The sequence below is a fragment of the Dyella lipolytica genome (genome assembly GCF_030160075.1).
GTDB classification, from domain to species: domain Bacteria; phylum Pseudomonadota; class Gammaproteobacteria; order Xanthomonadales; family Rhodanobacteraceae; genus Dyella_B; species Dyella_B lipolytica.
Genome location: NZ_BSNQ01000003.1, coordinates 2,054,687 through 2,068,038 on the forward strand (window position 1 = coordinate 2,054,687; position 13,352 = coordinate 2,068,038).

The 13,352-nt window shown below is 61.1% G+C and carries 4 protein-coding genes; 3 read left to right on the forward strand and 1 reads right to left on the reverse strand.

Annotated features, from left to right (window positions below; all coding sequences use genetic code 11):
- Window positions 1-101: 101 nt before the first annotated feature.
- Window positions 102-2,786, reverse strand: coding sequence for a M1 family metallopeptidase (locus QQL64_RS10650; RefSeq protein ID WP_284399099.1), 2,685 nt, complete (start codon window positions 2,784-2,786; stop codon window positions 102-104).
- 192 nt (window positions 2,787-2,978) lie between these two features.
- On the opposite strand from QQL64_RS10650, the gene QQL64_RS10655 reads away from it, so the two are divergent.
- From QQL64_RS10655 to QQL64_RS10665, 3 genes are all read left to right on the forward strand, one after another.
- Window positions 2,979-3,698, forward strand: a complete 720-nt coding sequence (locus QQL64_RS10655) for a response regulator transcription factor (RefSeq protein ID WP_284399101.1) — start codon at window positions 2,979-2,981, stop codon at window positions 3,696-3,698.
- 387 nt (window positions 3,699-4,085) lie between these two features.
- On the forward strand, window positions 4,086-11,240 hold the full coding sequence (locus tag QQL64_RS10660; RefSeq protein ID WP_284399104.1) for an ESPR-type extended signal peptide-containing protein: 7,155 nt from the start codon (window positions 4,086-4,088) through the stop codon (window positions 11,238-11,240).
- A gap of 150 nt (window positions 11,241-11,390) precedes the next feature.
- A complete protein-coding gene (locus tag QQL64_RS10665) occupies window positions 11,391-13,322 on the forward strand; it encodes a S8 family serine peptidase (RefSeq protein ID WP_284399107.1) in 1,932 nt (643 codons plus the stop codon).
- The last annotated feature ends 30 nt before the right edge of the window (window positions 13,323-13,352 follow it).

Consider the following 13,352-nt stretch of genomic DNA (forward strand, 5'->3'; position numbering starts at 1 on the left):
TTATTGCCGCGTCAGCCGATTCCGCATCGGCACATGGCAGCGCTAATAAAAACGCCGGGCGGCTCGCACCACCCGGCATCCTTGGCACTCGTGGCCGACGGTCAGCGCAGGATCGCAGCGGGATCCTGCTTGGCCTTCAATGCTGCACACAGCACAGTCTGCTCACGTGTCTGCGCGAGACCACGGTCTGCGCCAGTGACGTCTTTCAAGCGCGGTTCGAAATACGTCTGCAGACGATCGGCCTCGGCCGAGGAACAACCGCCTCCGCCAGCCAGCGCCGGCAGTCTGCCGCCGGCGAAACTTCCGGTGCGGGCTACGACCTGATCGTAATGACCAGTGAACCAATGCCACAGTGCATCGCGAGCTGCCGGCGTGTCGTGGCTACCGCGAAGGATGGCGGCCATCTCACCTACCTTGACTTGCTTGCTCAACGCGAAGTCACGCGCCTTGTCAGCTAGCGCAGGAGTGTCTGCTGCACTAAGGCCCGCGAGCATGGCGTTACGCAAGGCCGGATCGGTGGTTTGCGGCAGTTCGGCAATCAGCGCGTCGAGTGCCGGTTCGCCATGCTCCTGCACAGCAACGGCCAGCGCGGCGCCGAGCAGATCCGGATCGGCAGCGGCCAGGTTCAAATGACCGTCAGCCTTCTTGGCGAGCGCCGCGTCGCCCTGCTTGAGGAGTGCCGTGCGCACTTCCGGCAGTTTGAAATCGAGTGCGAGCGCTTCGGCGAGCGCGCTACGCAACAATGAATCGCCATCGGCTTCACCAGCCTTGCGTTGATACCCCAGCTGCTCCATACGCGGAAGGTAGGCGTCGCTCACCCAAGCCACGATTTTTACGCGTTGCGCGTCGGTCACCGCTTCGTTGCGGTAGATCCATTCGATCGTATCCAGCGGTGCAACGACCACTTCGCGGGTTGTCGCACGGGTCAACGGCTTGAGCGCGGCCATGGCATCGCTCGCATTCAAGTCGCCATGACGAAAACCTGCGTCGATGCTATCCGCATAGGCCAGCTGCTCGGTATCGCTCAGCGAAGCGACATGCTGGGTGAGGCCGGCCCATTCCTGCTTACTCAGATTAAAGCGGTAGTAGCCGTGCGCATTCGCGTTGGGCATCACCCACGTCGGTTCGCTAGCATCGGCCAGCACCATCGTGCCATGGGCTTGATCGAGCAGTTCGCAGCTAACCTTGGTGCCGTCACTGGTGGCGTAGCGCACGCAGACGGGAATGCCCCACACCCGGTTGGCATTGCCGGTACTGCCGACCGGCAGGTAACGATCCTGGCTCAAGTGCAGGATGGTCTTGCCGTTCTTCTGCTCCAATCGAGTTTGCACGTAAGGCACACCGGACTGATCGAGGAAGCTGTTGAACGCGTGCTTGAACGGCGCGCCCTGATTCGCCGCCGTAGCAATCGCGCCGACCAGGTCGCTGGCCGTAACGTTGCCGAACTTATGCGCCTGGATATAAGCGCGCATGCCTTTCTGAAAAATATCTTCGCCAACATAACCCTCGAACATGCCCAGGACGGCCGCGCCCTTCTGGTAAGTGATGCCATCGAACGCCGTTTCGATATCGCCGTTGCCGGTGATCGGCTGGCGAATCTGGCGCGCGGAGGTGAGGCTATCGTTATGCATCGCGCCTTCCGCACCACTGATCCGGTCGAGATCGGCGCGATATTCCGGATGCACCTTCATGGTGACCTTCTGCTGCATCCAAGTGGCGAAGGCTTCGTTGAGCCAGATGTCATCCCACCAAGCCAGCGTTACGGTATCGCCCGTCCATTGATGTGCCAGTTCATGCGCGGTGACGTTGAAGGAGCCGCGCACATACTTCGCCGGGGAATCCGGATCGAGCAGCAAAAGCCAATCGCGGAAGGTGACCAAGCCCGGGTTTTCCATCGCACCGGCTGAAAAATCCGGCGCCGCAAGAAGGTCGAGCTTGCCGAACGGATAGCCGAAGCCGTAATAGTTTTCCAGCGTGTGGATGATGCTCGGCGTTTCGCTCAGCACATGCTGCATGCGATGGCCTTCGCCGTGCGCCGCGATGCCGCGCAGGGACAGCGTTTCACTGCGGTAATCCGTCGGGGTGATGTCCGGCCCATTGACGATATCCCAAGGGCCGACAGCGAATGCGACCAGATAGGTCGGCAGCGGCTGCGTTTGCGCGAACGTCAGCGTTTTCCAGCCGGCTTCCGCTGCGGTTTCGTTGATCTGCTTGGTGTTGGCAACGGCCGTTGCATCCGACGGAATGGTCAGGCTGATGTCATACGGCGTCTTGAAGCCCGGCTCGTCGAAACCGGGGAACGCGTAGCGCGCACTGATCGGTTCCATCTGCGTCATCGCGTACGGCACACCTGCGTGGCTCACCTTGTACAAGCCCTGCAGCTGCTGGTTGAGCGGCGCGGTGTATTCGATCGTCAGCGTCAACAATTGCGGCTTCAGCGTGCTGCCGAAGTCGATGCGCGACACACCCTCCTTCAACGCGACCGCTTCGTACTTGCCATCGTGCGTGTGACCGCTGGCCTCAGCGATCGTCACCTTGCTTACGTTTAGATCGTGCCCATCCAGCCAAAGATGATCAGCCGCTTGCTTCAAGTCGACCTTGATGGTGGTGGTACCCGAATAATCTTGCTGCTTCGGGTCAACCTTAAAAGCAAGCTGGTAGGACTGCGGCACAGCCCAGCGCGGCAGCTTTCCCTGCGGTACTTGATCAGCGGGCGTGGATGCAAATGCAGCGCCACAACTGATGGCAAGTGCAGTCAAGGCAAGTGGGCGAACAAGACGGTGCATGGCGAGACCCCTACGGCTTTGAAAAGCATTCACGCTAGGCGGTGTAGGTGCTCTGCCACAGTGCCAAAAGGCATAGTCCTCTGATGTAGGACGCCATCCCTCCCTAAGCTCAATACGAGGGAGAACGAGCTAATGAGCATAGTTTCGACGAGGGGTCACCGGCTTTTGTCCGCGTACGCATCCGTGCACTCCATGCGCGTGGCAGTTGTGGAAGACGACGAAGCGCTACGTGAGGACATTCTGCTGCCGGCGCTGCATGACTACGGCTTCAGTGCGCAGGGCGCCGCATCTGCCGCGGAGCTTTACCGGCACATGCTGTCGCAGCACTTCGATATGGTGGTTTTGGACATCGGCCTTCCGGGAGAAGACGGCCTTACCGTGGCGCAGCATCTGCGCACGATGTCCGACATCGGCATCATCATGCTGACGGGTTCGACGGATCGACAACTCCAGATTCAAGCGCTGCACAACGGTGCCGATGGCTATCTGATAAAACCCGTCGATCTAGATGTTCTCGCCGCCGCGCTTCACAGCCTAGCGCGTCGTTTGTCGCCGACAACACGCGGCATCGTGGCAGATCAACCGCTCATATCCTGCTGGCGATTGGAAGCCGATGGCTGGCGATTGGTATCCCCACGCGGCGAAGTGGTCGCGCTCACCGCCATTGAGCAATGTGTACTCAACACACTCACCGCTTCATACGACGAGCCTGTGCCGCGCCAATCGCTGATCCAGGCGTTGAACCACAATCGCTACGATTGCGATCCGCATCGCCTCGAGATGGTGATCCATCGGCTTCGCCGAAAAGTGCTTGCACAGACCAACGAAGTGCTGCCTCTGCTCACCGTTCGCTGCAAAGGCTACATGGTGCCCGGTGATGCTTGGCACAAGACGACAATCGCTGTCGGATAACAACGCGTCCTCGTACGGTCATTCACCGTACTTCGTCGCCAGATGGATAGGCGTTGTTTTTGTCGTCGGTCACCACTCCATACGCATTCGTAAGGTTCCGACACCGCATGCATCCTCCGAAATGCAACGTGAACAAGCATGTGAGAAAGCGTGAGGATGCGTGAAAGAAGTGAACTTTCGTGATTTTCCGTGCGTGACACGCCCTTCCACGAATCGTGATGCTCGCGGTGCGCCACACGCCCAGGCCTGACACAGACGGACCCTCGGCAGCGGCCATACACGAATAGCAGGATCGAGGGGAACTCCATTCCAGCTTCCGTCACCTCGACGTGCATGCCTTGGCATGCGCTTCCTGCGTTCCCTATTCGCATGGAGGAGTCAACAAGCATGAACAGGATCTACAGCAAGGTTTGGAACGCATCGCTCGGCGCCGTCGTGGTGGCATCCGAGCTGGCCAGTTGCGATGTGGTGGTCGACAGCCGCAAACAAGAGCGCTCCGGAATTCGGCTTGCCGGTATTTCAGTGGCCATCATGCTGGCCATGGCGTTGACGCCAAAATCCGCTCACGCCGATGTTTGCACTGGGTCGTTTGCGCCGACCAATCAGCCTTTTGCATTGAGCAACGCCTTTGCCTGCGGTTCGCTGGCATCGGCTTTGGGCAATTACAGCAACGCGCTGGGCAATCGCTCGCTGGCGATGGGCGACTATTCGACGGCACTGGGTTACATGTCGACCGCACGCGGCGACGACAGCGTCGCGATCGGCCACGACGCGTTCGCCTCTGGCACGGCCAGCATTGCATTGGGGCAAAACAGCGTTGCATCGGGCAACAACAGCATTGCGCTTGGCGCCGGATCGGTCGCCGATGTCGACAACGTCGTATCCGTTGGCAGCGCAGGACAAGAGCGCCGCGTTACGAACGTCGCCGATGGTATTGATGCGCACGACGCGGTCAACATATCCCAGTTGAAGACGCTTGCCGACAGCGTCAGCGATGCACAGCATTACTTCAAAGCCAACGGCAACAACGACGGTAGCGACGATGCCATCGCCACGGGTGTGAAGGCGACGGCAGCTGGGTCATACAGCGCGGCCACTGGCAATTACAGCACCGCCACGGGTGCTGAGGCTCAAGCCATCGGCGTCGCCTCTCTCGCCCAAGGTGCCTTCGCATTCGCCGGCGGGGACATGTCGGTCGCGTTGGGCTTGGCAAGCCTCGCCATCGGCGACGGTAGTACGGCCGTCGGCGGAGGCGCCTACGCTTACGGCCAAAGTTCCACGGCAGTGGGCGGCTCCTCGTTCGCTAATGGCGTCAATTCCACCGCGCTCGGCGCTGATAGCTTTGCGCTGGCGCGCAATGCGATGGCACTCGGCTACAGCGCGCAAGCGCTCACCCCAGGCAGCGTGGCGCTGGGCGCCAACTCCATCGCCAACCGTGCCAACTCGGTATCGGTGGGCCGCGTGGGACACGAACGCCAGATCACCAACGTAGCCGCCGGCACTCAAGGCACCGATGCGGTCAACAAGTCGCAACTGGATGACGTCGCTAACGGCGTGAGCGATGCCACTCACTATTTCGCCGCCAACGGCCAAGGCAACGACGATGCGATCGCCAGTGGTCAGTACGCTACGGCCGCCGGCTCGGGCAGCTTTGCGATGGGCACAGGTGCATCGGCCTTCGGCAGTGGGACTAACGCCGTTGGTCAGTTCAGCACTGCGAACGGTTTTGGCAGCCTGGCGCTAGGTGACTACAGCACGGCGAGCGGCGTGAATGCACAGGCTACGGGCTGGTCGGCAATCTCCGCGGGTGCCAATAGTTTCGCAGGTGGTGCGCAGGCAAGTGCCTATGGAAATACTGCATCCGCAAGCGGCGACTACGCCACAGCACTGGGCGCCCAGGCATGGGCACTCGGCGATGTATCGACGGCCATTGGCGCACAGAGCTATGCGGGCAATCGGGGAACCGTGGCCATCGGCGGTATGGCTGGCGCGTCTGGCGAACTGTCGGTAGCCATCGGCGCCCAAGCGCAGGCTGTTGGCGACGGTTCGATTGCCATGGGTGGTTTCTATCTTTGCCCTCAGGGTCAATTCTGTAACTTCACCGAAGGCGCCCAGGCATTTGGACGGAACTCCATAGCACTGGGCACCGTCGCCATCGCCAATGCCGATGACACGATTGCCATAGGCGATTATGCCTATGCGGACGGTAATGCCTCCATGGCATTGGGCAAACAGGCAAGCACTTACAACGACAACTCCGTGGCACTCGGTGCGGGATCGATTGCCGACCGCGACAACTCGGTTTCAGTAGGCAGTGCTGGCGCGGAACGTCAGGTCACCAACGTGGCAGCCGGCACGCAGGCCACCGATGCGATCAACAAATCGCAGTTGGATGCACTCTCCGACAGCGCGGGCGATGCCATCCATTACTTCGCCGCTCACGGCCAAGGCAACGACGATGCGATCGCCAGTGGTCAATACGCCACCGCCGCCGGTTCGGGCAGCTTCGCCATGGACGATGGCGCATCGGCTTTCGGCAGCGGCGCCAACGCTATCGGTAGCTACAGCAGTGCCTTGGGTTACGGCAGCGCCGCGATAGCGAATAACAGCGTTGCGCTGGGCTCGAACTCCGTCGCCGATCGCGACAACACCGTCTCCGTCGGCAGCGCAGGCGCCGAACGCCAGATCACTAACGTGGCGGCCGGTAAGCAGGCCACCGATGCGGTCAACAAGTCGCAGTTGGATACCTTGGCCAGCAACGTCAGCGACGCACAGCATTACTTCAAAGCCAACGGCAACAACGACGGCAGCGACGATGCCATCGCCACGGGTGTGAAGGCGACAGCGGCTGGGTCATACAGCCTGGCCAGTGGCAATTTCAGCACTGCCACCGGTGTTGGCACTCAAGCTATCGGCAACTATTCCCTCGCCCAAGGCGCTTTAGCTTTGGCAACCGGGGACAATGCGGCAGCGTTGGGCGTGGCAAGCTACGCCATCGGCAGCAATGCTACGGCCGTTGGCGGAAGCTCGTTCGCTTACGGCCAAAGTTCCACGGCGGTTGGCAGCGGTTCGTTCGCCAGCGGCGTCAATTCCACCGCGCTCGGCGCTGACAGCTATGCGCAGACGCGCAATGCGATGGCACTCGGCTACAACGCGCAAGCGCTCACCACAGGCAGCGTGGCGCTGGGCGCCAACTCCATCGCCAACCGTGCCAACTCGGTATCGGTCGGCCGCGTAGGACACGAACGCCAGATCACCAACGTAGCCGCCGGCACTCAAGGCACCGATGCGGTCAACAAGTCGCAGTTGGATGCCGTGGCTAACGGCGTGAGCGATGCCACTCACTATTTCGCCGCCAACGGCCAAGGCAACGATGATGCGATTGCCAGCGGCCAGTACGGCATCGCCGCCGGTTCGGGCAGCTTCGCCATGGGCACCGGTGCCTCGGCCTTTGGCAGTGGTGCTAACGCCATCGGCAATTTCAGCACCGCCACCGGCTATGGCAGCTCGGCCATCGGCGACAACAGTATCGCCGATGGTGCCTATGCGGTTGCCAGCGGCACACAAAGCGCTGCAGTCGGCTCCAACAGCGTTGCAACGGGAAGCAGTTCCGTCGCCCTGGGCAACAGCGCAACGGCGAATGGCACGATGAGCACCGCGCTGGGTAGCAGTTCGCAGGCGCTGGGCTACAACTCCGTGGCGATTGCCGGCGGCGCGGTGGACGGCACTGCGAATTTTGGCCAAGCGTACGGCTACGGCGCCTCCGTGGGCACCAATTCTTACAGCGGCATCGCCATCGGTTCGCTTGCCACCGTAGGCAGCAGCGCCAGCGGCAGCATTGCTATGGGTGCCACTGCCACAGCTAACGGGTCGTCGAGCATGGCAATAGGCTCGGCAGGCGGGTTTATCGATAACGTTAGTCACAGCATCATCACTCGCTCAACGATGAGCACAGGCACCTATTCGATGGCCATGGGCTCGGCAGCCCAGGCCGGCGGCAATACCAGCGTCGCGCTCGGCTTCGCAGCAACGACCTATGGCGCCAATTCGGTAGCGCTTGGTCCGTATGCCGGCTACTACGGCCTGACGGCGGAGAGCGTTGCGATCGGTAATTCGACCGTCGTGACGGGCGCCAACTCGATCGCACTGGGAGCACGTTCGGTAGCCGACCGTGACAACACCCTTTCGGTGGGTAGCGTCGGTCGTGAGCGTCAAATTACCAACGTGGCCGTCGGTACCCAAGCCACCGATGCGGTGAATAAGTCGCAGTTGGATGCGCTCTCCGACAGCGTCGGCTCCGCCAGCCACTACTTCGCTGCCACTGGTAACGGTAATGACGATGCGATCGCCAGTGGTCAGTACGCCACAGCCGCCGGCTCGGGCAGCTTTGCGATGGGTGACGGTGCTTCGGCCTTCGGCAGTGGGGCCAATGCCATCGGTCAATACAGCGTTGCCTCCGGCTACGGCAGCGCGGCATTCGGCGACAGCGCTATTGCCATGGGTGCGAATGCGCAAGCCAGCGGTGACCAGTCGCTGGCGCTAGGTGGCGGGGCATCCGCCTCGTACTACAACGCCATCGCCATCGGCTCCAACAGTGCTTCCACCAGTTGGGCCTCGATAGCCATGGGCCTGAACAGCCAAGCCAACGGTGTTCGCAGCATCGCCATCGGCGAACGGGCGCAGACGGCCAATCTCGGCACGGTCGCCCTGGGTTGGGCCAGCACGGCTACCGGCATGTTCTCCACCGCTCTGGGTGGCGCTGCCTCGGCCATTGGCTATAACACGTTGGCAGCCGGCTCCGGGGCGTGGGTACTGGGCAACAACTCAACCGCACTGGGCGCAGGTGCAGGCAGTGGCAATACGGTGGATGAAATCACTGCAGTGGGCTCCAATGCGGGAGCTAACGCTTATCGCGCCACGACGGTCGGCGCAGGCAGCTACATTGCGAGCTCGGCACCCAAGAGCACAGTGATCGGTGCCAATACCTTCAGTTTCGACAGCAACGGCACAGCCATCGGCGAAAGCAGCGAAGTGGCTTACGGTGCTACGAATGCAGTGGCGTTGGGTTCGGGCTCGTATGCCGATCGGGCGAACACCGTTTCGGTCGGTGCCGACTCGGCTTGGACGGATGGTTATGGCGTCAAGCACAACGCTGTCACGCGCCAGATCACCAACGTGGCAGCCGGCACTCAAGACACCGATGCAGTGAACAAGTCGCAGTTGGATGCGCTGTCCAACAGCGTCGGTGCCGCCAGCCATTACTTCGCCGCTACTGGTAACGGTAATGACGATGCGATCGCCAGTGGTCAGTACTCCACAGCCGCCGGCTCGGGCAGCTTCGCCATGGGCACGGGCAGCTCATCCTTCGGCAGCGGTGCCAACGCCATTGGTAATTTCAGCACCGCTGTCGGCTATGGCAGCTCGGCTATCGGCGACAACAGCATCGCCGCAGGCCAGCAAGCCAATGCCAGCGGTTTGGAAGCGAGTGCATTCGGTTACACCGCCAATGCGCAGGCTGATGGTTCGCTGGCTTTGGGCGCCGAATCTTATGTAGATAGCGCGGCAAGTGGCGGCATTGCCATCGGTTTGGCGTCGGAAGCTCACGGCCCAGCTTCCATCGCGATGGGCGTCGCCGCAAGCACCGGTGCAAATGCCAGCAACTCCGTCGCCATCGGTACGCTCGCCAGTGTGTCGGGGCAGTCCAGCACGGCCATTGGCGGCATCTATGGCGATGTTGTAGGTAACGACATTTATGTCGCCAACACCTATGCGGGAGGATTCGCTTCCACTGCGCTAGGAGCCGGTGCGCAAGCCCAAGCTGATCGTAGTGTGGCGATTGGCACGGGCGCACTAAGTGAAGGCAACCGCTCCGTCGCGTTGGGCAACTTATCAGTCGCCGATCGCGACATGAGTGTCTCTGTGGGCAGTGCCGGCGACGAACGCCAGATCACTAACGTGGCTGCCGGTACCCAAGCCACCGATGCGGTGAACAAGTCACAGTTGGATGCGGTGGCCAACGCCGGCGCCCAAGGCAATCGCTACTTCAAAGCCAATGGCATGAACGATGGTAGCGACGACGCTAGCGCCAGCGGCACGCAGTCGGTTGCGAGCGGCGCCAATGCCAAGGCAACTACCGATGGCACTGTGGCTATAGGCGCAACGAGCACCGCGATCGGCGTGCAAAGCACTGCGCTCGGATTTGGCGCAACCGCCATTGGCAATGCCAGCATGGCACTGGGCGCCAATAGCTTGAGCACTGGCTACAACAGTGTGGCGCTGGGCAACGGCAGCTTTGCCGATCGTGCCAACACGGTCTCTGTGGGACGTGTAGGTAGCGAACGTCAGATCACGAACGTCAAGGCAGGTACCCAGGATACGGATGCCGTCAACGTCGCTCAGCTCAAGCAGGTAGGTCTGATGGATGCCAGCGGTAACACCGTTTCAGCCATTGCTTACGATGCAGGTAGCAACCAGGCCTCGATCACGTTAGGTGGTAATAGCGGAACGACACTCTCCAACGTCGCAGCCGGCCTGAACAACACTGATGCAGTGAACGTGAGCCAGTACAAGTCGCTGGCCGCAGTCATCGGGGGCAATGTCGCCATGGATGCCAACGGCATGATGGGCCTGCCGCAGTTCAGTATCCAGGGCAACATGTTCAACAGCATGAGCGGCGCGTTTAGTGCCCTGGACGGGGCGATGACAGGTGCGCTCAACAGTATCAACTCGTTGAATGGCCGCGTTGGAAGTCTCGAAACCCAGGTGAGCAGTCTAGGCACGAGCAACAGCACACCTGTGCCAGCAGCAAGCAACAGCGCCCCAGGCACCAGTAACGCACTGGCTGCAAGCACCACGGATACGAACACCGTCGCGGGCACTAACGCACAAGTTGCCAGCGCGGCTTCGAACGCCACGGCCGTGGGTGCGGACAGCAATGTCACCGCATCGTCCGGTACCGCTATCGGTCAGGGTAGCCAGGTCACCGCATCGAATGCTGTCGCGATCGGTGCCGGCTCGGTCGCTGATCAAGCCAACACGGTATCGGTGGGTAGCGTGGGTGCGGAACGTCAGATCATCAACGTCGCCGCGGGTGTCAACGCCACCGATGCAGCCAACGTCAGCCAAGTGGCGGCAGCTACGCAAAGTGCCATCGACGCCGCGAATGCTTACGCCGATGCGGGTGACGCGCAAACGCTAAGTTCGGCCAACGCATACACCGATCAAAAGACGGCAGGCCTGGTCACCAACGACAACTTCAATGCGTTCCGTGACTCGGTGAACAGCCAGTTCCATTCGGTCAACCTGCGCTTGAATCGTGTGGGTGCGATGGGCACGGCGATGGCCGGTATGGCCGGCGCCATTGCAGCAGCGCCAGGCACCGACAACCGCGTGAGTGCGGCAGCCGGTACCTATGCCGGTCAGGGAGCGCTGGCGGTTGGCCTTGCTCATCGCATTTCGGGTAACGGCGCCGTGCTGATCGGCGGCTCGATCTCCGGCGGTGGCGAATCCAGCGGCACGGTCGGCGTCAGCTTCGGCTGGTAACGAATGGCGCCCTCTTCTCGCTACCTAGGAAGAGGGCGCATCTCACATCGCCATGCCGCTCGCGACGTGGCGAAAACCGGGCGATCGCAAATCGTTCGTCATTCCATCCGGGACGCGGATAGTCCCGGGCCTCACTTCAAGGATCACTGTATGAAGTCACTTCACACTTTTGGTATCAGTGCACTCGCCGCTGCCATGTTCTTGGCTGTTCCAGCCATTCGCGCTGCGGATACTTCCACGTTATCGGCTAGGTACGTCGGTGCCAGCCGAGCGGATCAGACTTATGACCGCTTCATCGTCACCTACAAAAACGGTACGACCCAGCGCAACAACAGCACGGCCGCGCTGCAGAGCGTGACTGCCGCCATCCATCGTGCGGGCCTGAGCACCGCCACGGTTTCATCGACTGGCACTTCGACGCCAGCCGTTTCGGCGTCATATCAGCGCAAGCTCGCCGTCGGTTCCGATCTTGTCCGCACATCGCGCAAGCTCAGCCAAGGCGAAGCCAATGCGCTGATGCTGCAAATCGCTTCAGATGCTGCCGTCGCAAACGTCCAGCCGGACCGCAAGATGTACCTTGTGCAAGACTTCAAAGCGCCCGCCACGATGGCGAAGCCCACCGATACGGCAACACCCTTCACACCCAACGATCCGTACTACGCGCAGTACCAGTGGAATTTCTCCAATGCGACGGGCGGTGCCGACGTCAATTACGCCTGGAATATCGCAGATGGCACAGGCGTCACGATTGCGGTGATCGATACAGGCATCACCCAGCATCCAGATCTAGATACGTCACTAGGTAACGCGGGTTACGACTTCATTTACGACCACACAGTCTCCGGACGTCCGACGGATGGTCGCGTTCCTGGCGGCTGGGATACAGGTGACTGGACGACCAAGAACGAATGCGGTGCAGGCCAAGCCGCCGAACCGAGTAGCTGGCACGGCACCGTCGTCTCCGGCGAAGCCGCCGAACTTACCAACAATGGCGTGGGCATGGCGGGTATCGCTTATAACGCCAAAGTGCTGCCGCTTCGCGTGCTTGGTCATTGCGGTGGCTATGACTCCGACATTTCCGATGCGATCGAATGGGCATCGGGCGGTCAAGTACCCGGCATGCCGGATAACACCAACGTCGCTCAAGTCATCAATATGAGCTTGGGTGGTGATGGTCAGTGCACGTCCGCCGACCCCGAATACCAAGCCATCCAAGACGCGGTCAGCCGCGGGACCACCGTCGTGGTCGCCGCCGGCAACAGTTCGGCGGATGTATCGGGCTTCACGCCGGCCAGCTGCCCCGGAGTGATTGCCGTAGCTTCGAACGGCATTACCGGTAAGCGCGCGTTCTACTCCAACTATGGCAAGGGCATCACTATCTCGGCGCCAGGTGGTGGCATTTACGCCAATGATGCATCGTCGGGTACGGAGGTGGACGACGGCTTCGTCTGGCAGGCCATAAATTTGGGCACCAAAGGGCCCATTTATCCTGCCGATCCAGTCCAGGCCTATGGCGGCATGGCAGGCACTTCGCAGGCCTCACCACATGTTGCAGGTACCGTGGCCTTGATCGCTGGTGCAGTGAAGGCTGCTGGCCTGCAAGCTCTTACGCCGACTCAGATCACCAACGTGCTCGTGACGTCGGCTCGCGCGTTCCCCGTGTCGGAAGATCAACCGATTGGCGCGGGCATCGTCGATGCCTATGCCGCGGTTAATCTGGCCGTGGGCAACGACAACGGCGGTGGCGGCAATAACCCCAGCGCAACGCCGCTGGCCAAGGGCGTGCTGTTGTCGGGTCAGAACTCCACGAGCACTGGCAACCTGTACTCGATCGTCGTGCCCGCAGGTGCCACGACCTTGAACATCCGCACTTTGGGTGGTTCGGGCAACGTAGGCTTGTATGTGAAAGCTGGCAGCGCTCCGTCCGCAAACGGCGGCAATGCGGATTTCAGCTCGATCAAACCGGGCACCAGCGAAGCCGTGGTCATCCCGCAACCGCAAGCGACCACGTACTACATCCTTGTAACCGCACCGCAAGGCAGCTTCAGCAACATCTCGGTACTTGCCGACTACAACCCGTAATCGGCGTTTGCATGTTGTATAAAAAAACCC

Excerpts from the sequence above, each read along its gene's own strand:
- QQL64_RS10660 (WP_284399104.1), top strand. The coding sequence starts at position 4,086 with ATGAACAGGATCTACAGCAAGGTTTGGAACGCATCGCTCGGCGCCGTC.
- QQL64_RS10665 (WP_284399107.1), top strand. The coding sequence starts at position 11,391 with ATGAAGTCACTTCACACTTTTGGTATCAGTGCACTCGCCGCTGCCATG.
- QQL64_RS10650 (WP_284399099.1), bottom strand. The coding sequence starts at position 2,786 with ATGCACCGTCTTGTTCGCCCACTTGCCTTGACTGCACTTGCCATCAGT.
- QQL64_RS10655 (WP_284399101.1), top strand. The coding sequence starts at position 2,979 with ATGCGCGTGGCAGTTGTGGAAGACGACGAAGCGCTACGTGAGGACATT.